The 21,223-nt window shown below is 72.3% G+C and carries 12 protein-coding genes; 7 read left to right on the top strand and 5 right to left on the bottom strand.

Going from position 1 to position 21,223, the window contains the following annotated elements; all coding sequences use genetic code 11:
- Positions 1-30 precede the first annotated feature (30 nt).
- Positions 31-1,422 carry an MFS transporter gene (locus ABZV93_RS21175; RefSeq protein ID WP_354938774.1) on the bottom strand — a complete coding sequence of 464 codons (1,392 nt, stop codon included), beginning with the start codon at positions 1,420-1,422 and terminating at the stop codon, positions 31-33.
- An 88-nt stretch (positions 1,423-1,510) separates the two neighbouring features.
- On the opposite strand from ABZV93_RS21175, the gene ABZV93_RS21170 reads away from it, so the two are divergent.
- The 4 genes from ABZV93_RS21170 (at position 1,511) to ABZV93_RS21155 (ending at position 6,204) form a co-directional block, all read left to right on the top strand.
- Positions 1,511-2,137, top strand: coding sequence for a TetR/AcrR family transcriptional regulator (locus ABZV93_RS21170; protein WP_354938772.1), 627 nt, complete (start codon positions 1,511-1,513; stop codon positions 2,135-2,137).
- The gene (locus tag ABZV93_RS21165; protein ID WP_354938770.1) at positions 2,130-2,504 is read left to right on the top strand and encodes a TraR/DksA C4-type zinc finger protein; all 375 of its coding nucleotides are present in this window, start codon (positions 2,130-2,132) and stop codon (positions 2,502-2,504) included. The genes ABZV93_RS21170 and ABZV93_RS21165 overlap by 8 nt, the downstream gene beginning before the upstream one ends.
- Before the next feature lie 219 nt (positions 2,505-2,723).
- Positions 2,724-3,407 (top strand): SUMF1/EgtB/PvdO family nonheme iron enzyme, encoded by a 684-nt coding sequence (locus tag ABZV93_RS21160; protein WP_354938768.1) that lies wholly within the window; start codon positions 2,724-2,726, stop codon positions 3,405-3,407.
- Positions 3,408-4,050: 643 nt separating this feature from the next.
- Entirely contained in the window at positions 4,051-6,204 is a 2,154-nt protein-coding gene (locus ABZV93_RS21155; protein WP_354938766.1) for an HNH endonuclease, read from the top strand.
- A 1-nt stretch (position 6,205) separates the two neighbouring features.
- Here the strand turns inward: ABZV93_RS21155 and ABZV93_RS21150 are convergent, their stop codons facing one another.
- The 3 genes from ABZV93_RS21150 to ABZV93_RS21140 form a co-directional block, all read right to left on the bottom strand.
- Positions 6,206-8,116, bottom strand: a complete 1,911-nt coding sequence (locus ABZV93_RS21150; protein ID WP_354938764.1) for a hypothetical protein — start codon at positions 8,114-8,116, stop codon at positions 6,206-6,208.
- A gap of 79 nt (positions 8,117-8,195) precedes the next feature.
- Positions 8,196-9,455 (bottom strand): NAD(P)/FAD-dependent oxidoreductase, encoded by a 1,260-nt coding sequence (locus ABZV93_RS21145; RefSeq protein ID WP_354938762.1) that lies wholly within the window; start codon positions 9,453-9,455, stop codon positions 8,196-8,198.
- 27 nt (positions 9,456-9,482) lie between these two features.
- The gene (locus tag ABZV93_RS21140) at positions 9,483-12,242 is read right to left on the bottom strand and encodes a GNAT family N-acetyltransferase (protein ID WP_354938760.1); all 2,760 of its coding nucleotides are present in this window, start codon (positions 12,240-12,242) and stop codon (positions 9,483-9,485) included.
- A 119-nt stretch (positions 12,243-12,361) separates the two neighbouring features.
- On the opposite strand from ABZV93_RS21140, the gene ABZV93_RS21135 reads away from it, so the two are divergent.
- Genes ABZV93_RS21135 through fdhF form a run of 3 tightly spaced genes read left to right on the top strand, consistent with a single transcriptional unit; the run spans position 12,362 to position 19,351 of the window.
- Positions 12,362-14,914: a cation-transporting P-type ATPase gene (locus tag ABZV93_RS21135; protein ID WP_354938758.1), complete on the top strand. Its 2,553-nt coding sequence runs from the start codon at positions 12,362-12,364 to the stop codon at positions 14,912-14,914.
- 7 nt (positions 14,915-14,921) lie between these two features.
- On the top strand, positions 14,922-16,637 hold the full coding sequence (locus tag ABZV93_RS21130) for an NAD(P)H-dependent oxidoreductase subunit E (RefSeq protein WP_354938756.1): 1,716 nt from the start codon (positions 14,922-14,924) through the stop codon (positions 16,635-16,637).
- Positions 16,634-19,351, top strand: coding sequence for a formate dehydrogenase subunit alpha (fdhF, locus tag ABZV93_RS21125; protein WP_354938754.1), 2,718 nt, complete (start codon positions 16,634-16,636; stop codon positions 19,349-19,351). Before ABZV93_RS21130 ends, fdhF begins: the two co-directional genes overlap by 4 nt.
- 62 nt (positions 19,352-19,413) lie before the next feature.
- Here fdhF and ABZV93_RS21120 read toward each other — a convergent pair whose 3' ends face one another.
- On the bottom strand, positions 19,414-21,153 hold the full coding sequence (locus tag ABZV93_RS21120) for an ABC transporter ATP-binding protein (RefSeq protein WP_354938752.1): 1,740 nt from the start codon (positions 21,151-21,153) through the stop codon (positions 19,414-19,416).
- Positions 21,154-21,223: the final 70 nt, after the last annotated feature.

The following is a 21,223-nucleotide window of genomic DNA, read 5'->3' as shown; positions in this document are numbered from 1 at the left end:
CCCGACACGGTACCGGCGGGTCCGCCGGGCTCAGCGTGCCCGCCGCCCGAACGCCCCGAGCAGGAGCGCCGAGGTCAGCAGCCCGGCGGCGTACACGCGCAGCACGATCGCTATCGCGCCGCCCGGGGAGTGGCCCGCCTCGTGCAGGAGCTCCAGCGCGGTGGCCGCGGCGGCGAGCGCGAGCCCGGCGATCACGATGATCGCGGTCTGGCTGACGCCGGCGGCCTGGCCGGTTCGCTCGTGCCGGACGACCCGCTGGGTTCCGATGGAGGCGAAGGACCAGCCGAGTCCGAGGCCGAGCCCGCAGCAGAAGAAGGCCACGACGTACGCGGGCCAGGCGCGGGTGAACGACAACGCGAGCACGGCGATCCCGCCACCGGCATTCGCGAGCGTCATCACCACCCGCGCGGAGTGGCGCTCGCCCAGCCGGCCGGCCAGCGGCCCGGCGAAGCCCGACGCCGCGGAGAGCGCGAGGAACACCAGGCCGGCGGTGAGCGGGGACAGGCCGCGGACGTCCTGTAGGTACAGCGTGGCCAGGAAGACCGTGCCGGCGTAGGCGATGTTGGCCATCGTCCCGGCCGCGGTGACCAGGACGAACGCGGCGTTGCGGAAGAGCTCGACGTCGATCAGCGGCTGCCGTACCCGGCGTTCCACCAGCGGGAGCGCGGCGAGGAAGCCGAGCCCCACGACGGCCGACACCAGGACGAGCGGGGAGGTCCAGCCCGACGTCGGCGCCCGGTCGACGGCGTACGTCAGCAGCGCCAGGCCCCCGCTGAGCAGCACCGCCCCGGTGACGTCGACCTGGCGGGCCACCGTCTCGTCCCTCGACTCCGGCGTACTGAGGAGGACCACGGCCGCCGCCGCGATCACGAACGGCACCAGCGTCCAGAAGATCCACCGCCATCCCGGTCCGGCGGTCAGCAGGCCACCGACGAACGGTCCGGCAGCGGTCCCCACGGCCGCCAGGCCGTAGGTGAGGCCGATCGCCCGGCCCCGGCGTTCCGGCGGGTAGGTGCTGGTCAGAACGGCGACGGTCATCGGGAAGATGAGGGCCGCACCGGCGCCCTGCAGAATCCGGAACGCGATCAGCATGCCGGCCGTGGTCGCGACCGCACACAGCACCGCGGCCATGCCGAAGACGCCGAGGCCGGTCACCAGGACCAGCCGGCGGCCGAGGATGTCACCGAGCCGGCCGCCGAGGACCAGCAGCGACCCGAGGGCGAGCATGTAGCCGCTCAGCACCCACTGCAGGTCGGTCGGGGTGGACTGGAGGTCGTGTGCCATCCGGGGTACGGCGAGCGCGAGCGCGAAGAAGTCCAGCTGTACGCAGAACATCGACAGCGAGGCCGCGATCAGGACGCCGCGCAGGCGTGGCGCGTCGGCGCCTACGTGCGGTGTCGGCGTCGAGCCGGACCCGGTCATGCTGCGGTCCTACCCGGGCGGGTGCGTGTTAGCGTCCTAGGCGACCGACCAATCACGGAGGCGACGTGCGAAACCCGGGTGCGCGGAGGTGACCGGCAGAGGCGGGCAGGCGCCCTCCGGACGCGGCCAGGCGTCGTCCGGGCGGGGCCAGGCAACCCGGGCCAGGCTGCTGGACGCGGCCGCCCACCTCGTCGGGGAGGTCGGCTGGGGCGCGGTTTCCACCCGGCTGGTCGCCGAGCGCGCCGGCGTCAACCCGGCGCTGGTGCACTACCACTTCTCCTCGGTGGCCGACCTGCTGCGCGAGGCGGTGATGCGGACTGCTCGCGAGATGGTGTTCCAGTTGGTGGACGTACTGACCCAGGCCGGGGACGTTCGCACCGGAGTGGACACGTTGTTCGGCTTCCTGCGTCCCTACACCGGCACCGACCCGGCGTCGCTGCTGATGGTGGAGGGCTTCCTGGCAGCCACCCGCGAGGACGCCCTGCGGGCGGAGTTCGCCACCCTGATCGAGGAGATCCGGCAGCGGCTCGCGGACTGGCTGGCGGCGTGCGGGCACCCTGACCCGGTCGTGTCCGCCGGAGTGTTCGCGGCACTGATCGACGGACTGCTGCTGCACCGCGCGGTGCTGCCCGACATGGACTTCGAGGCGTACCAGCGAACCGTCACGAGGATGTTGTCGGCGGGCGTACCCGACAGGCGCGGCCGGCATGAGTGACCCCGGACTGCCGGCGGAGGACCTGGCCGAGTTGCGCGCGCTGGTGGAGGCGGACCGCGAACGCACCACCGAGCGGCTGGCGTTCCTCACCCGGGACCTGACCGGCATCGTCGACTCCGCCGCACTGGTGGCCACCGACGACGAGCACGACCCGGAGGGCTCCTCCACCGCGTTCGAACGCGCACACGTGCAGGCACTGCTGGACCAGGCGCGCGAGCACCTGCGTCAACTCGACCTTGCGCTGGAGCGGATGGCCGCCGGGACGTACGGAATGTGCGAACGCTGCGGCCGGCCCATCCCGGTAGAGCGCCTGCGGATCCGCCCCGCCACCACGACCTGCGTCACCTGCGCCGCGCGTACCCGCTGAGCAGTCGGCCGGTCAGCCGCCGACCAGGGGATGGTTGCCCGGCCGCACCAAACCCGGTTCGTACGTCAGGATCACCGCATGCACCCGGTCGCGCAGGTGGAGCTCACTGCCGAGCTGGTGTGTCCTCAAATGTCCAAATCCGCGTGCGGCCGGAAGCCGGCGCCGCATATCGTGGCGCCCGGCTCGCCTCCCGCCGACCCCCAGACGAAGGAACTTCACGTGCGCCTGCCCATCGACGACCCGACCGCGCCGGCGATGGTCGAGATACCCGGCGGCGTGGTCGACCTGCGCGACGACAGGATCGGCACCCGGTGGCAGGTCGAGCTCGCGCCCTTCCTGCTGGCAAGCGTGCCGGTCACGGTGGAGCTTCACCACGCCGCCGTCGGAGCGGAACCGGATCGGTCGGTGAGCGGTGCCCGGCCGGTGACGAACGTCAGCTGGGTCGACGCGGTGGACGTGTGCAACCGGCTCTCCGGCCGGTTCGGGCTCACACCGGCGTACTCCCGTGAATCCCGTACCGGCGAGGTGATCTGGGACCGCACGGCCGACGGCTACCGGCTGCCGACCGAGGCCGAGTGGCAGTACGCCTGCAAGGCGGGCACCACCGGATACCGCTACGGCGAACTCGACGACATCGCGTGGTACGCGGACAACTCCGGAGGGCTGGCACACGACGTCGGCGGCAAGACGCCCAACCCGTGGGGGCTGTTCGACATGCTGGGCAACGTCTGGGAATGGTGCTGGGACCTCTACGACGAGGAGGTCTACGGTTCCTACCGCATCTTCCGCGGTGGCGGATGGGCCGAGCAGGCACGTGGCTGCGGCGCCACCGTACGCCGCCGCAGCCACCCGTCGTTCGCGATCGACGACCTCGGCTTCCGGCTCGCCCGTACCCTGCCCTGACGATCTCTGTCGGTGGATTCGGCTTCGTACGAACCATCGCCGCACACGCCTGTGTCGTTGACGGAAGCTTTCGTGGACTCCTCGTCCGAGTGGGCTCCTTCAGCCGCCGGCGGTGCAGTACTCCACCCATTCGAACCGCCCGAGGCGTCGCTGCTGTCGGCGCCGGCCGGCCCGGCGCCGTCTTGCGAGGAGATCGCGGTACTGGAAAGTGAGGGCGGGCTGACGGTCGGGACCTCTGCGACATCGCGAAGCCTGGCGGGCGAAGGGGTCCACGCCTTCAGGTTCCGCAGAACCCTTCCGTAGAAGGAGTCCGCTGCGGTAAGGACCGAGTCGATCGCCGAACCCCGTCCTCGGTTCCGTTTGGTGCCGAGCGTGCTGGTCGACGCCACAACGACTCCACCCGCAGGGTGTCCGGCGCGGCTCGTAGTTGCCTGAGCAGCCAGTTGACCTGCGTCAGTTGCCTGCCCTCTCTCGGGGCATCGACGTCTACGAAACAGGTCCTGGCCAGCGCGCCGGCTGATTCCAATGGAGACGGGGTAGGTCGGATCGCTGAAATCGTCGGCACAAAAGTCGCGCAGATTCCCTTTGTGGATAAGCGGTTTCCGGCGAGAGTTAGCCGATCTTGTCGGGTAGAATCGAACGCATGAGCGACGGCAGTGGTTTCTTCGGCGACGACTTGGGTGGGGGCCCGGGTCGTCGCCGGGTGCTGCCTGCGGGGTTGGCGGAGATGCCGGCTGGGCCGCGGCTTGCTGTGCTGGTTGCCTCGGTCGACCGGGCTTTGTGTAACGGGTTCGAGCTGGAAGAGCTGGTCAGGGCGCGCCGGAAGCTGATCAGCTGGCTTGAGGCCGAGTGCCTGTCCGATGTGAACGAGTTGGCACACACCGCCCCCGGTATGCCGGAGGAGCCGGCGCAACGCAGTGTCGAGCTGGACTCGATGACCCAGGTCGTCCTGGAGTCGCTGCTGGGGTGGTCCGGCTATCACGCCGACTGGTACCTGACGCTGGCCATCACCCTTCCCCGGCTGCCCCGGGTGCGGCAGGCGCTGGCCTCGGGGCGGCTGGAGTTGCCCGAGGTCCGCATCATCGTGGACCGGATCACCGACGCCAAACCGCACCTGTGGGGCGCGATCGAGGACGCGATCTTCCCCAAGGTGCTGGAACTGCGCGGCGGTCTGCTGCGCGCGAAGGTGGAGGCCGAGGTGGTCAAGGCCGACCCCGAAGCAGCCGCCAAACGTCACCGGGAAGCTCGCACCGGGCGCAACGTGGCGATCTGGCCTGCCGTCGACGGAGTCGCCGACCTCGCCATCCGCGGCCTCTCCGCGGACCAGGCAGCCGAGGCGTACGGCTACATCGACGCCATCGCCCGGGCCGTCAAGTCCAGCGGCGACCCCCGCAACCTCAGCCAGTTGCGTGCAGACGTGGCCTACTCCCTGCTCGCCGGCACCGCCGACATCGTTGACTGCTCCGCCCCTACAGTCACTGACAACCACACCGGGCAAAGCCAGACCCAGCCCAAGACGGCGAAGGACGCAGCGGACGCAGACTCTGAGCACTGCCAAGCGGCACAGGACCAGTCTGAGCAGGACCAGTCTGAGCAGGACGAAGCCGAGCAGTGCGGAGCCGAGCAGTGCGGAGCCGAGCAGTGCGGAGCCGAGCAGTGCGGAGCCGAGCCGGATCAGTCTGAGCAGGACGAAGCCGAGCCGGACCAGTCTGCGCAGGGCGAAGCCGAGCAGGGCGAAGCAGGGCAGGGGCACTGTGGTGTTCACCGGTTCCCCGACCATGATCTGCACGACAGTTGGTGTGAGTGTGGCGACTGTTCTCCTGTGCCGGTCGCCACGTGCACGGTGTGCGGCGGCGCCGCGATGACCGGCGTCTCGGTCCATGACACCGCAGCTCACCTTGCCGCCGACCGCGGCTCGGCCGGGGAGAACGTGGCCGGGGAGAACGTGGCCGGGGAGAAAGTGGCCGGGGAGAACGTGGCCGGGGAGAAAGTGGCCGGGGAGAACGTGGCCGGAAGCAGCGCAACCGGTGAGAGTGCGGCTTCTGCGACCGGGCCTTCGGCCGATGGTCAGATCCCGCAGCAGAACCGGCCACCGGATGAGACGGCCGACCCACCGGGTCCACCAGATCCACCCGACCCGCCACCGGACAACTCGACACCACCACCACCACCACCACCACCACCACCACCGGCCTGGTCCTCCTCGCAGCCGAGCTGGGGGCCGATCCGAACGCGCGCCAAGATCCAGCTGAACGTCCCGTTGACCACGCTGATGGGACTGTCCACCCGGCCCGGGGAGCTCGGCGGGTTCGGACCCGTCATCACCGAGGTGGCCGAGCGGTTGGTGGCGAACAACCTCACCAACCCCGAAGCCAGATTCAGCGTAGGGATCACCCATCCCGTCACGGGGCGGTTACTGCATCTGCATCCGCTACCGGCGAGGTTCCTGCGCGGACTCCAAGCCGAGCTGGTGGCTGCCCGCGACCAGCGGTGCGTATGGACGACGTGCAGAAGACCGGCGGCTACCTGCCACCTGGACCACAACACCGAGCACCGGGACGGCGGGGAAACCGGCGTGGACAACATCGCACCCCTGTGCCCACGCCACCACCAGGCCAAGACCGAACGCGACTGGAAACTGAAGCAGACCGGGCCCGGCGAACACACCCTCACCGACCCCTTCGGCCGGCAGTACAGCAGCCGGGCGCCCTCCCTCACCGACCCGGCGACACCAACCGAGCCCGCAACAGCCACCGCCGGTGCGAGGACGGTCGAGGATGACCTGCCACCGTTCTGAGTTACTCGGCGAACTCCGAGAGAGCGCGGGAGCGAATCAGGGCGGGTTGGTCGGCGCGGCTGACCCACGGCGTGTCGTACGACGGATCGTTGGCGAAGCGTCGCATGGAAAGCCGCAGCCGGATCTGTCCACCCGGACCCAGGCGTACGCGCAGCCAGCGACTGTCAACCTCGACTTGCCAAGGATCAGCGTCAGCGTCGGCGTCCGCATCGAGCACCGTCGCAGACTCGAAGTGGTGCTCGCCGAACCCGCCCGCCTGCACGACCACCTCGCGCCCTTCCTCGTCCCCACAGTTGACCACCTGCACGGTGACCGAGGAGGCGTCGACGTGTTCCACCAGGGCGGCCACGTCCGGCGGCAGGCCGGGACGCCGCGCGACGTGGTCGAAGTACCGAACGGTCGCGAACTGCAGCCCACCGTGGTAGACGTGCAGCGGCGCGCCGAACATCGTCTGCACGAGCCCCTCGGCGAAGACCGGGCTCATGTCCTGCCAGTGGTGGACGTCCCACTCCGCCGGGTCACCGTCGTCGCGACGGATCCGCTCCAGCCGATCGCGAAGCTGACGTTGGTTGGTGGCCAGAATCTCCGTGGGGTAGTCGGGGTTGGCCCCGTGCACGTACGCGAACCAGTGCTCGCTGTTGGCGGCGCCGTTGGCCTTGGCGATCCGGTCCGTCGGCGTACCCCACTCCGCCGATCCCGGCAACCGGAGCACCCGGTCGAGATCCTCCGCCGCGTGGCTGAGACTCCAGCACGCGACGGGCACGCGCGCATCGGGCCCGCGGTAGTCCGTCCAGCCGGAGTTGACATGCCGGTGCGGCACCAGCCGACCGCCCGCTCCGCTGTCGTCGTCGCGCCCGAGGTTCCACAACGCGTCGAGCTGGGAACGAATCAGGTCCAGTTGCGAAAGGGTCCCGCCGAGCAGAACCCCGTTGGTGCAGGCGATAGCCACCGCCTCGAGGATCTGGTGAGCGCCGTGCGGCCAGCGCCAGCCGTAGTAGCCACCCCACCACGCGCCGTTCATGTACTGCCCGATCACGTCGTCGGGCCCCACGTTGTCCGGAAGCAAGCCGCCGTTGCGCTCGGCCCGCTCCTGCCAGGCGGCGCGGTAGTCCAGCACCCAGTCGCGGTACCGAACGTCCCCGGTGAACAGATACGCGTGCGTCAACAGGCTTGTCGCGGTGAGGTTCAGCGGTACGTCGCCGCGGGTCATCCGGGCGTTCATCCGGTCCAGGATGCGTGCGTACGTCGCGTCGTCGGTCCATGGGCACGTCGGCCCGTCGACACCCGGCAGGTCCTCGAACGGCGGCGGGTAGTTGTCCAGCACCTCGCGGTGGGTGCTCCAGTCCTCGGCGGTGACGGTGAACCGCGGGCCCCGTGAACCGGTCAGCGGGGAGCGGATCAGCCGCCGGGCAGGATCGTAGTTCGCCGCCTCGGGGTCCTCGCCGGTGTAGAAGCCGGCGAACCGCACGGCCCGCTGCCGTTCCTTCACACTCGTCGGGTCGGCGAGCGCCAGCAGGTACAGGAGGTTGTTCGCCTCGCCGTGGTGCATCCAGTCGTAGTACGCGTCGAACTCGCGGTGGATCTGGCCGTACTCCGTCCACTGCCAGGTGACCGCGTCCCACTGGCGGCGCGCGAGGGTGAGGAGTTCGGTACGCCCGCCGAGGAGGTACAGCATCGGCAGTCCCTGGAACCCCTCGTACGGGTCGTCCGAGCCGTCCATCCCCGGCCAGGACTCCCGCCACGGCAGGGTGCCGTCCGGGCGTGCGTACCTGTCGACGAACTCCAGCGCGGCCTCCTCCGAGGCCGCCAGCAGTTCACGTTGGAGCAGGGCCCATTCCGGTGGCGCGGCAACCTCGTGCGATTCGATCACCGGGATCGCGTCGGTCGCCTCGTCGGTTCGCTCGTTCGGCACTCTCGGCACTGTAGGCACCCCGCCGGCGAACCGGTGAGGACGGAGCCGAGGTCGGCCTGAACCGGCCTGGAATGGATGGTCAGCCGTCGCCGAGGTGACGCAGAACGGCACGAGCCGCGCGGGTGCCGCTGGCCATCGCACCCTGCGTGGACGGAGTGTCTCGGTGGTCGCCGGCCACGAACAATCCCTCGCCGAGGTCGACGGGCTTGCGCAGGTCGCCGAGCGGGGGCGGGGCGGCCGGCAGCGCCTCACGGACCACAGTGGTCTCGACGTGGTCCCACCCGTCGGTGGGTACGCCGTACAGCGCGGACAGCTTCGGCCGGATCTCCGCCTCGTCCGGGGGCGCACCGCCGTCGCGACCGGTCGGTCCGAGGACGGAGGTGGAGATCAGCGCCCTGCCGTCGGTGGAGTACGACGGCGCGGTCGCGGTGAGTACGACGGAATTGACGATCATCCGGTCGTCGGCGCCGTCGAGCAGCAGCGTGGGTTCGGCAAGCGGTGGTTCGGACGCCGCGTGGTAGTAGGTCGTGAGCCCGCGCATGGGCGGAATCCTCAAGCGGGGCAGGAGCTTTCCCGCGGTCGCCGGGTCGGTGGCCACCACGACGGCGCGCGGACGCACCTCCTGCCCGTCAGACCGGACGAGCCCGGGCGTCACCTGCTCGACCTCGACACCCGTACGGAGCGTGCCGGCGGGAAGCCGGGCCGCCAGCTGAGCTGGGATCGCTCCCATACCGGCGGCAGGGACGATGACGGTGCCGCGGACGAAGCTGCGCCACACCAGGTCGACGAACCTGCTGGAGGTGGTGAGCTGGTCCTCGGCGAGTACGCCGGACAGGAACGGGCGCAGGAACCTCTCCACCGCGGGACCGGCGAGCCGGCGCCGAGCCAGCGACTCCGCGGCCGTGGTCTCCTTCGCCTGCAGCAGCCGGCGTAGGGGCGCGAACCCGACGTCGGCGGAGTACGCGGCCAGCGCGAGCTTCGCCTGCCACGGCAGCAGACTCGAGCCGATCATGTCGGGCAGGGCGCCCGGGTGGCAGCGCGGGTCTCCCAGCCGGTGCAGCTTCTCGGCGTACCGCACCAGCGCACCGGCGTTGAACGGACGCGGGTCGAGCGCCGGCAGGTCGAGCCGTCGCCGCACCTGCGGATAGGACGTGTTCAGCACCTGGAAGCCGCGGTCGAGGGTGAACCCGGACCGGTGGTCGGAGGTGACCCGGCCGCCCGGACGCTCCTGACGTTCGAGCACGGTGACCGTACGACCGGCGGCGACCAGATCCAGGGCGGCCACCAGGCCGGCCATGCCGGCGCCGACCACCACCACGTCGTACTCGGAATCGGCCACGTGACTCCTCCCCGACCGGACGGTGACTCAGGTGCGCAGCCGGCGCAGGAAGGGGTCACCGGGCTCGGCCGGCGCGAGCCGCACCCGCGCGTCCACCACCACACAGGAGGCGGTGGTCGCGACGACCGGGTTCAGGTCGAGCTCGGCGACCTCGGGCACGAGTTCGGCGAGCCGGCCGACGCGCAGCAGCACCTCGACGATGCCGTCGGTGTCCAGCCGGGGGTCGGCGTTCTCCCCGAACAGCGCCGGCCCCGCCCGCAGCGCGGTCAGCATCTCGCGGGCGTCGAGGTCGGTGAGCGGCACCATCCGGTACGTACGGTCGCCGACGAGGTCGGTGTCGACCCCGCCCAGTCCGAACGCCACCAGCGGGCCGAACGTCGGGTCGCTGCTCACCCCCACCAGAAGCTCCCGCCCGGGCGCGGCCATCGGCTGGACGACGACGCCGGTCAGCGCCGGGCCGAACCGCTCCCGCAGTATGTCGAAACTGTGGCGTACGGCAGCCTCGTCGGACAGGCCCAGCAGCACCCCGCCGGCCCGGCTCTTGTGCAGGGCGTCCGCCGCCGCGGCCTTCAGCGCCACCGGCCGGCCGCACTCGTGGAAGGCCGCCACCGCCTCGTCGGCGTTCCGCACGACCCGGACGCCGGCGACCGGCAGGCCGACGTGCCCGAGCAGCGTGACCACGAGTTCGGGGTCCAGCCAGCCGCCGTCGGGATGGGCGGTGAGGAACTCCGCCACCAGAGCGCGGGCGGCGTCGACGTCGACGTTCGGCAGGTCGGGCACGGTCCCGGCCGGACGCGCGCGCCAGCTGCCGTACCTCAACGCCTTGCCCAACGCGACCGCGGCGTGCGCGGGATCGCTGAACACCGGCACCGGCCGCCCCGCGGCGGGGTCGGTGGGGTGCAGCGCGTCGACCACCGCCGTCTGCCCGACGCGGACCGCGACGACCGGCAGGCCGAGCTCCCACGGCACCTCGTCGGCCAGCCTGGGCAGCGGGTCGGTCACCGCGGTCGGTGCCGTCAGGACCAGAACCGCGTCCACACCAGGGTCGTCCAGCACCGCCCGCACACACCGGTGGAAGATCTCGTCGGGAACGTCCGCGGTGGTGTCGACCGGGTTGCGCAGGCTGGCGGTCGGCGGCAGCAGCGCGCGGAGTTCGGCCCGGGTGACCTCGTTCAGGTCGGGAAGGGTAAGCCCCTGGCGCGCGCAGGCGTCGGCGGCGAGGACGCCGATCCCGCCCACGTTGCCGATCACCGCGACCCGGTTGCCGGTCGGCAGCGGCTGCCAGCTGAGCACGCACGCGGTGGCCACGACGTCGCTCAGGTGGTCCATCGCGAGGACGCCGGCCTGGTCGAACAACGCGTCCCGGTTGACCGCCGGGGTCGCGGACGCGGCCGTGTGCGAGGCGGCAGCCCGCCGGGCGACCTCGCTGGTGCCCGTTCGTACTGCCAACACCGGCTTGCGCGCGGCCAGCGCGCGCGCCAGCACGCCGAACTTGCGGGGATTTCCGAACGACTCCACGTAGATCACGGCCAGGTCCGTGGCTTCGTCGCGCTGCCACCACATCAACAGGTCGTTACTGCTCACGTCGAACTTGTCGCCGGTCGACACCAGGCTGGAGACGCCGAGCTCCACGGCGGCGAACTGTTCCAGCAGCGCAATCCCCACACCGCCCGACTGGGTGACGACGCCGACCCGCCCGGCGGGTGCGGGGCCGCGGGCGAACGTCGCGTTCAGCCGGACGTCCTCGGCGGTGTTGATCACACCGAGGCAGTTGGGGCCGACCATCCGCATGCCGTACTTGCGCACCGCGGCCCGCAGCGCGTCCGCGAGTTCTGGATGGTCGGTCACGCCGGAGGTGATGACGACCAGCGCGCGGACACCGCGTTCGCCGCATTCCTCCGCCGCCTGGGCGACGGCCGCGGCCGGTACGCAGAGGATTGCCAGGTCGACGCCGGCCGGAAGGTCGCGGGCGGAGGGGACGCACCGGACGTCGGCCACCACGTCGGCATGCGGGTTGACCGCGTGCACGGCGCCGGTGTAGCCGCCGGCCAGTAGGTTGGCCAGGACGGCGTGCCCCACGGACTCCGGCCGGCGGCCGGCGCCGACGACCGCGACGGCCTTCGGCCGCAGCAGGGCGCCCAGGCTGGCCACGTCGGCGAGGCGTTCGCGTTCGCCGACCGCGGCCGCGTAGCTGGTGGCGCCCTCGACCAGCCGGAGGGTCACGAGGTACGACGAACCCTCCAGTCGCATCGTCATCGGCAGCCCCGCGTCGCGGAACACCCGCACCATGGCGGCGTTCTCGGTGAGCACCTCGGCCACGAACCGGCGTACTCCGCGCCGCCGGGCCGCGGAGGCGAGATGCTCCAGCAGCAGCGTGCCCAGGCCGTGCGCCTGCTGCCGGTGGTCGACCACGATCGCGACCTCGGCCTCGGCCGGGTCCGACAACACCTCGCAGTGGGCGGCGCCGATCAGCTGGTGCCCCGAAGCCTGCCCGGCGAACGCGCCGACGGTGAGCCGGTGGGCGTCGCCGGGCCGGACGAGCTGACCGAGGAGCTCGGGCAGACCGACCGGGTGGGTGGTGAAGAACCGAAGGTAGGTGTCGCGTTCGGGAAGGTCCTGGTGGAGCCGCACGAGGTCGTCGAGGTCGTCCGGCCCGAGGGGACGCAGCTCCACGACCCGTCCGTCGGTGAGGACCGCGCGCACGGCCTGGCCGGTGGACGGCACGGTCTGAACGATCTGTCCTGCTTCGTCCGGCATGACCTTCGTCGCCGACCGGTCTGGCTCCATACGTGCTCCGTTCACCGTCCCCGCCCAGCCGGCCCCCACCGGTTTCAGGGCACACGGTAAGCCATGTCCGGTGCGCCGGGGGAGCGCTGAGCAGAGGGTTCGCTGGGTACGCCACAACTGTGGACCGGGCCGGGCCGACCGAGGCGGGGCTGACCGAGGCGGAGGCCGCGGCCCGGCTGGAGCGGTATGGCCCGAACGCCCCGCCGCGCCGCCCGCCGGTGCCGCTGCACCGCCGGCTGGCCGCCCAGCTGCGCGACCCGCTGATCGTCGTCCTGCTGGTCGCCGCGGTCCTCACCATCGCGACCCGGGACATCTCCGACGCCGCGGTCATCGTGCTGGTGATCGTGATGAACACCGCGGTCGGGGTCAGCCAGGAGGTCCGCGCGGACCAGGCGATCTCCGAGCTGGCCGCCCTGGCCGCCCCGTCGGCGCGGGTCGTGCGTGACGGTGCCGAGCGGGAGGTGCCCGCCGCGGAGGTGGTGCCCGGCGACCTGGTGGTGCTCGCCGAGGGCGAGGTCGTCCCCGCCGACGCGCGGCTGGTAGAGGCGGTCGCGTTCGCCGCGGACGAGTCCATGCTCACCGGTGAGGCAGTGCCGGTGGACAAGGCGGTTGCGTCGACCGAGGAGTCCGGTGACGAGGTGTCGGCGGGCACGGTGGTGGTACGCGGCCGCGGGCTCGCGGTGGTGACCGCGACCGGCACGGCAAGCGCGATGGGGCGGGTGGCCGCGCTGATGTCGGCCGAGCCGGTTCGTACGCCGTTGCAGCGCCGGCTGGCCGGGGTGGCGCGGGTGCTCGCGATCAGCGCCGCCGTCCTGTGCGTCGTGGTGCTGGTGCTCGGTCTGGTACGCGGTCAGCCGCTGGAGCTGATGGTGCTCACCGGCATCAGCCTGCTGGTCGCGGCGGTGCCGGAGTCGCTGCCGGCGGTGGTGACGCTGGCGCTGGCCCTGGGCGCGCGCCGGATGGCCCGCCGGAACGCGATCGTGCGCCGGCTGCCGGCGGTGGAGACGCTCGGCTCGGTGACGGTGATCGCCACCGACAAGACCGGCACCCTCACCGAGGGCGCGATGGTGGTGCAGCGGCTGTGGACGTACGCGGGTGAGGTGGAGGTGACCGGTGCCGGGTACGCGCCGGAGGGGGAGCTCGTCCGGGACGGTCGGCCGGTGGATCCGTCGGAGGTGGCCGACGTCGTGGCCCTGCTGCGGGCGGGTGTCCTGTGCACCGACGCGAGCCTGCTGCCTCCGCGCACCGACGGGGAGGTCTGGAGCGCGGCGGGTGATCCCACCGAGGCGGCGCTGCTCGCGGCCGGTGGCAAGGTCGGGTTGACGCGGGCCGCGCTGGAGCGCACGTTGCCGCGGGTGGGCGAGATCCCGTTCGACAACGCGCGCAAGCGGATGACCACGGTGCATCGCCGCGAACCCGGCACCTACCTCGTCATCTGCAAGGGTGCGCCCGAGGTGCTCCTGCGCAACCCGCTGCTGTCCGACGGCGGTGACGTGCTGGGCGGCGCCGTCGCGCGGACCGAGGAGTACGCCGCGCAGGGCTTCCGGGTGCTCGCCGTCGCCACTGCCGAGCGGGCCGCACTTCCGCCCGCGGACGGCCCGGTCGGCTGGGAGGCCGCCCTCGAGAAGGGCCTGCGCCTGCTCGGCCTGGTGGCCATCGCCGACCCGCCGCGAGCCTCGGCGCCCGCGACCATCGCCGCGTGCCGGCGGGCGGGGATCGCGCCGGTGCTGATCACCGGTGACCACCCCGCGACCGCACACGCGATCGCCCGCCAGGTCGGCATCGAGGGGGCCGGGAGCGAGGCAGTTGGCGGAGGCGAGGACGGGCGGGTGTACGCACGGACCAGTCCGGAGCAGAAGCTGGCCCTCATCCACGCGTACCGCGACCGCTCGGAGGTCGTCGCGATGACCGGCGACGGCGTGAACGACGCGCCGGCGCTGCGCAGCGCCGACATCGGCGTGGCCATGGGCCGGCGGGGTACCGAGGTGGCCCGGGAAGCGGCGGACCTGGTCCTCGCCGACGACGAACTCGCCACCCTGGTGGCCGCGGTGGAGGAGGGCCGGCGGATCTACGCCAACGTCCGCCGCTTCCTGGCGTACGGGCTGGCCGGCGGCGCCGCGGAGATCCTGGTGATGCTGGCCGGTCCGTTCCTCGGCTTCCCCCTGCCGCTGCTGCCCGCGCAGATCCTGTGGGTCAACCTGCTCACGCACGGGCTGCCCGGCGTCGCGCTCGGCGCCGAGCCGGCCGAGGGTGACCTGATGCGCTCCCCGCCGCGGCCGCCGGCCGAACGCATCCTCGGCGCCGGGCTGTGGCAGCGGGTGGTGCGGCTGGCCGTGGTGGTCGCCGCGGTGACGCTCGGGGTGGCCGTGTGGGCGCACGCGACCGGGCGGCCCTGGCAGAGCATGGCGTTCCTGACCCTGGGCGCGACGCAGTTGTGGATCGGCCTGGGCTCGCGGGCCCGGCCCGGCACCCTCACCAACCCGTTCCTGCTGCTGGCCGTCGTGGTGGCGTTCGGGTTGCAGGCGGCCGGGGTGTACGTCCCGCTGCTGCGCGACCTGCTCGGCACCGAACCCGTGTCCCTGCCCGACCTCGCGGTCGTGTGCGTGGTGTCGTTCGCCGGGTACGTCGCGATTCGCCTGGATCGGTTCCTCGCCGGTCGCCGCCGGGCATGAGGGCTGCGTGCGTGAGGATCGTGATGGTGGAGCGGACCGTGGGCCGACCGGGGCGTCGCTGGACGGACTGGAACGCCGCACCGGCGGACCGGCGTACGACGGCCTGAGCCGCCTGCGCGCGGCGCGCACCTCGCGGGGCGTGGTCACCCCGGCCGACGAACGCGCCGTCGCCGACGAGGTGGGCCTTCCGCTCGCCGCCGTGCACGGCGCCGCGAGTTACTACGCCGACCTGCGCGGCCGGCAGGGCACGCGCCACGTGCGGGTGTGCGCGGGCACGGCCTGCTTCGTGGCCGGCGGTGGCGGCCGGCACCTCACCGAGGTGTCCCGCGCCCTCGGCGTACCCGCCGGCGAGTGCACCGTGGACGGGCGCGTGTCGCTGCAGGTGGTGCATTGTCTGGGTTACTGCTACACGGGTCCGGCCGCGCTGGACGGCGACCAGCCGCGGGCGGGGGCCGACCTCGCCGCGCAGCTCGCCGGGGCTGTGCCGCCGCGACCGGCGCCTGAGCCCGTCGTCCGGGCCGCCACCCCACCGATCGTCCTGCGCGGTGTCGTCGGCGAGGAGTCGTCCTGGCAGGTGTGGTCGCGGATCCTGGCGGCCGTTCGATCCGACGGCGGCCCCGCCGCCGTCGCCAGCCGGATCCGGGCCGAGGTGGCGACCGCCGGGCTTCGCGGCCGGGGCGGTGCGGGCTTTCCCACCGTGCACAAGTGGCGGGCGGTGGCGGGTTCGGACGTTCCGCCCGCGCAGCGCTACGTCGTGGCCAACGGCGACGAGGGCGACCCCGGTTCGTTCGCCGACCGGGTGCTGATGGAGGAGGATCCCGAGCGGGTGCTGGAGGGCCTGGCCCTTGCCGCGCTGGCCTGCGGTGCGGAGCGGGGGTTCGTGTACGTGCGGTCGGAGTACCCACGCGCGTTCGACCGGCTCCGCGAGGCGGTCGAACGGGCCTACGCCGACGGCCGCCTGGGCGAGGACCTGTACGGCTCCGGTGTCCGGCTGGACGTCGCGGTCGTGGCCGGCGCCGGGTCCTACCTGGCCGGGGAGGAGACGTCACTGCTGCGGTCGCTGGCCGGGCTGCGGGCCACCGTGCGCCCCCGCCCGCCGTACCCCACCGACTACGGCCTGCTCGGCCGGCCCACCGCGCTCAACAACGTGGAGACGCTGGCGGCGGTGCCCGCTGTGGTCGCCGAGGGTGGGCGGACCTACGCCACGCGCGGCGTGCCGCCGGAGACCGGGACGCTGCTGGTCTGCCTGAACGAACGGTTCCGGCGGCCGGGGCTGTACGAGGTGGAGCTGGGCACGCCGCTGCGGGACATCGTGCTCGGCCTCGGCGGCAGCCTGGCGGGGGAGGCCAGGTTGCGCGCGCTTCAGGTGGGCGGCCCGCTCGGCGGCTTCCTCGGTCCGGATCAACTCGACCTGCCGCTGCTGGGAGCCGCCCTGGTCGCGGCCGACGCGCCACCCGGGCACGGCAGCCTGGTCGCCGTCGACGACCGAGTGGACCCGCGCGACCTGCTGCGAGCACTGTGGGAGTTCGGCGCGCGGGAGAGCTGCGGCACGTGCACCCCGTGCCGCGAGGGCACCCGGCTCGGCGAACGCCGGCCCGAGGCGGCCGCCCGCGACGACTCCCTGCTGGACACGATGGAGCTCGCGAGCCTGTGTCCGTTCGGCACCCGGCTTCCGGCCGTCGTGCGCAGCCTGCGCCGGGTGTACGCGGAGGAGCTGTCGTGACCGGCGGCGCGGTGACCGGGGGACAGGCGCGGGACGGCGGCGTCGTACGGCTGCGGGTCGACGGGACACCGGTGGAGGTAGCCGAGGGCGCGTCGGTGCTGGACGCTACGCGTGCGGCCGGCGCGGACGTACCCACGCTCTGCTTCGACGACCGGCTGGCACCGTCGGGCGCGTGCCGGGTGTGCCTGGTGCGCACCGACCGAGGCGTGGTCGCCGCGTGCACCGCCCCGGCCGAGGAAGGTGTCGAGGTGCGCACCGACGACCACGAGGTCGCCGCCACGGTCCGCCGGGTGGTGGAGCTGATGGTGGAACGCATCCCCGAACGCGCGCTGGAACTCCCCACCGAACTCACGGCCTTGTGTGCCCGGCTCGGTCTGGAGCGGGCGGACTTCGACCTGGCCGGCCGGGGCCTGGGCCGGGACGACTCCCACCCGTACGTCCGGCTGGACGCCGACCTGTGCATCGCCTGCGGACGGTGTGTGCGGATGTGCGACGAGGTCCAGGGCACCTTCGCGCTGACCATGGCCGGCCGGGGTGCGGACACCGTCGTGGCGGCCGGTGCCGGTGGCCCCTGGGTGGAGTCGGCGTGCGTGTCGTGCGGAGGCTGTGTGGACTCCTGCCCGAGCGGCGCGCTGAGCGGACCGGCCGCAGTGCTCACGTCGCACAGTCGCACCGCCGACCCGGTGACCCGCACCACCTGCGGCTACTGCGGGGTGGGCTGCACCCTGGACGTGCACACCCGCGACGACAGCATCCTCGCCGTCACCCCGGCCTTGGACGGTCCGGTCAATCGCGGCCATGCCTGCGTCAAGGGCCGCTTCGCGTACGGGTTCGTGCGGTCCCCGGACCGGCTCACCACCCCGCTGGTGCGGCGGAACGGCAGGCTCGAACACGCCACCTGGGACGAGGCGCTCGCCGTGGTGGGCCGCGAACTGACCCGGATCCGCGACCGGCACGGGCCGGACGCCATCGCCGCGATCTCCTCCGCCCGGTCGACCAACGAGGAGAACTATCTGCTGCAGAAGCTGATGCGGACGGCGATCGGCACCAACAACGTCGACAACTGCTCGCGCATCTGCCACGCGCCCTCGGCGGCCGGGCTGATCGCGAGCTTCGGGCTGGCCGGCGGCACCAACCCCGCCGAGGACCTCGATGCGGCGGACTGCATCCTCGTCGCCGGTGCCAACGTCACCGAGGCTCATCCGGTGATCGGCGCGCGGATCGTGCAGGCGGCGCTGCACGGCGCACGGCTGGTGGTCATCGACCCGCGGCGGACCGAACTGGCCCGGCTGGCCGACGTCCACCTGCGGGGCCGGCCCGGGTCGAACGTCGCGGTGTTCAACGGGCTGGCCGGGCTGCTCTTCGACCGCGGCCTGGTGGACGAGGAGTTTCTCGCCACGCGTGCGGCCGGGGCCGAGGAGCTGCGGAAACTGCTGGCCGACTATCCACCCGACCGGGTGGCCGAGCTGAGCGGTGTCTCCCCGGACGCCCTGGCCGCGGCGGCCGAGGCGTACGGCACCGCGCGGCGACCGGCGATCGTCTACGGGCTCGGTGTCACCGAACACCTGCACGGCACCGACGGGGTCCGCACGCTCGCCAACCTGGCGATCCTGCGCGGTGCCGTCGGGACGCCGCACGGCGGGGGCGTCAACCCGTTGCGCGGCCAGAACAACGTTCAGGGTGCCTCCGACATGGGCGCGCTGCCCGATGTGCTCCCCGGCTACCAGCGGGTCGACGACCCTCGGGTGCGGGAGAGGTTCGCCACCGCGTGGGGGACGCCGGTGCCGGAACGGCCGGGCCTGCGCATCCCGGAGATGTTCGACGCCGCGCTCGCCGGGCAGGTGCGGGCGATGTACGTGTTCGGCGAGGACATCCTGGCGACCGATCCCGACTCCGGGCATGTCCGCGCGGCGTTGGAGGCGTGCGACTTCGTGGTGAGCCAGGAGATCTTCCTGTCCGCCACCGCACAGGCCGCCGACGTGGTGCTGCCCGGTAGCTCGTTCCTGGAGAAGGACGGCACATTCGTCAACTTCGACCGGCGGTTTCAGCGGGTGCGGCGGGCGCTCGACCCGCCCGGTCAGGCGTACACCGACTTCGACGTGCTGTGCGCCGTCGGCGGCGCGCTCGGTGTCGACCTCGGCTGCCCGGACCCGGCCGCCGCGCTGGCCGAGTGCGCCGAGCTCACCCCGGTGTTTGCCGGTGTCTCCCACGAACGCCTGGACCGGGAGGGTGCGCTGCACTGGCCGTGCCGGGGACTGGACGACCCGGGCGAGGCCAGGTTGTACGGGACGGCGTTCGCCACTTCGGACGGGCGTGCGCACCTCGCGGCCCGGCCCTGGCTGCCGCCGGGCGAGCCACCCGACGCGGACTTCCCGTACGCCCTGATCACCGGCCGGCGGCTGGTGCACTACAACAGCGGGACGATGACCCGGCGTACGCCGAACCTGGCGCTGGCTCCCGGTGAACACCTCGACCTGCACCCCGAAGACGCCGACCGGCTCGGCGTCGGCGACGGCGATCCGGTCGAGGTCAGCAGCCGGCGGGGCACCGTGACCGCTCCGGCCCGGGTGACCGACGAGGTGGCGGTGGGCGAGGTGTTCCTGACGTTCGCCTTCCCGGAGGTGCCGGCGAACCTGCTCACCTCCGACGAGGTGGACGAGGCGACGTCGTGTCCGGAGTACAAGCTCACCGCCGTCAGGCTGCGCCGCGCCTGACACCTGCCCCGTCACCGGTGCCGACCCTCAGGCGGTGCGGAACTGCGAGCGGAGATCGATCTTCAGGCGACCTGCTCCGCGAAGATCTGCGAGAACCGGCGCCGTTGGGCGATCAGCTGCTCGTAGGTTCCCTGTTCGACGACTCGTCCCTCGTCGAGGACGTAGATGTGGTCCATGCCCCTGAGGGTCCACGCACGGTGCGAGACGACGATCGTGATCCGATCGGCTCTGGTCCTCTGCAGCTCCGCGAAGATCTGCTGCTCGGCCTCCGCGTCGATGGCAGAGGTCGGCTCGTCGAGAATCCAGATCGGCGCGTCGCGCAGGTAGATGCGCGCGAGGGCGAGTCGTTGCCACTGGCCGCCGGAGAGGCCGACTCCTCCGAACTGGGAGCCGAGCTGGGTGTCGAGTCCGTCCTTCAGTCTCCGGACGAAGTCCCCGGCGTGAGCGGAGTCGAGTGCCTGCCAGATCTCCTCGTCGGTCGCCCTGCCGTCCGGCCGGCCGATTCTGAGGGTGTCCCGAACGGTGAACTCGTACCGGCCGAACTCCTGCGTGAGCAGCCCGAAGTAACCAAGGCGCGCTGCCAGCGGCATGGTCGTGGCATCGATGCCGTCGACCGTGACCGCTCCGGCGTCGGGTTCGAGGAGTCCGAGGATCGTGTTGATCGCGGTCGTCTTTCCGGCGCCGTTCACTCCGACGAGCGCGACGATCTGACCCTTCCGCGCGGAGAGGGAGAGGTCCCTGATCGCCGGTGTGTCCGCGCCCGGATAGGTGACGGTCAACCGGCGCGCGTCGACGCTTCGGGCATCGGACCGGATCCGGGTGTCCGCCGGGGGCGGGACGGAGTCGACGAACTGACGGTAGGCGCGGACCTTCGGGGCGAACGACACCAGGTCGCCGAAGGAGAATCCCGCGGACCTGGTGGCCGCGACTCCGGACAGGACACCGACGATTCCCGCGGCGATTCCCGCGCCCCTGGCCCCTCCCACGATCACGCCCGCCAGCGCTCCGCCCAGCAGGATCGCCGTACCGCCACCGGCAACGGTCCCCGAACGCGTGAGCAGCGCCAGGATGCGGTCGAGAATCGCGTCGGCCGTCCTGCGGCGAGTGTCGGCCACCTCCGCGACGACGGCACCGGAGCCGAGGGTCGCCAACTCGGTCGCCGTGCGCTGCGCGACCAACTGCTCCACGGCGTACTCCGAACGCCTCTCCCATTCGCCGTACGGGACGAACGCGGCGTCCTGCATCTTCGCTTCCCAGGCGAACACGAGCAGGTTGGGAAGGAGCGCGGCCACCACCAGGGCACCAGCGAGGGGACTGATCATCCAGACCGAGACGCACAGCGCGGCGGCTGTGACGAGTGCGCCCACCGACGCCACCACGGAGCTCGCCAACCTGCCCAGATCGTGCAGTGAGCTACGGCAGCCCTGGATGGTCGCGTTGGTCTGCGCCAGGCCGACACGCTGCGGCGGAAGAGCCGCGATGGTCCGCATCAGCTCGTCCTGGTAGTGAGCGCGCAGACGGTTGGTCGTCCGCTGACCGATCATGTTCGAGTTCTGCTCCATCGCCTGCCCGAGACCGAGCAGGACGGTCAGCACCACGAGCGGCGGGACATACTCGCGTGCCGGACCCCCTGATGTTTCCGCGAGCCAGGAAACCGCGAGCACCTGCGCGGCGGGGGTGATCGCCAGCACCAGGTAACCGACGGACGACCTCAGCAGCCACCCCGGGGAGTACCCCCAGGCACGTCGTACCGAGTACACCGAAGCGTCCAGAGCAGCGCGGAACGCGCCGGCCTTGGTCATCGCGGATCTCCTCTGGCCGTCTCGACTCGGGGGTTCGTCCGATCGCTGTGGACCCCGACGATCTTCGCAG

Origin of the sequence: Actinopolymorpha sp. NPDC004070 (assembly GCF_040610475.1) — a bacterium.
GTDB lineage: Bacteria > Actinomycetota > Actinomycetes > Propionibacteriales > Actinopolymorphaceae > Actinopolymorpha.
Note: the sequence above shows the minus strand (reverse complement) of the source record. Positions and strands in the feature narration are given on the sequence as shown.

Bases quoted from the DNA above. Each gene is read 5' to 3' on its own strand.
- ABZV93_RS21175 (WP_354938774.1), bottom strand. From the start codon at position 1,422: ATGACCGGGTCCGGCTCGACGCCGACACCGCACGTAGGCGCCGACGCG.
- ABZV93_RS21140 (WP_354938760.1), bottom strand. From the start codon at position 12,242: ATGGAGCCAGACCGGTCGGCGACGAAGGTCATGCCGGACGAAGCAGGA.
- ABZV93_RS21165 (WP_354938770.1), top strand. From the start codon at position 2,130: ATGAGTGACCCCGGACTGCCGGCGGAGGACCTGGCCGAGTTGCGCGCG.
- ABZV93_RS21120 (WP_354938752.1), bottom strand. From the start codon at position 21,153: ATGACCAAGGCCGGCGCGTTCCGCGCTGCTCTGGACGCTTCGGTGTAC.
- ABZV93_RS21155 (WP_354938766.1), top strand. From the start codon at position 4,051: ATGAGCGACGGCAGTGGTTTCTTCGGCGACGACTTGGGTGGGGGCCCG.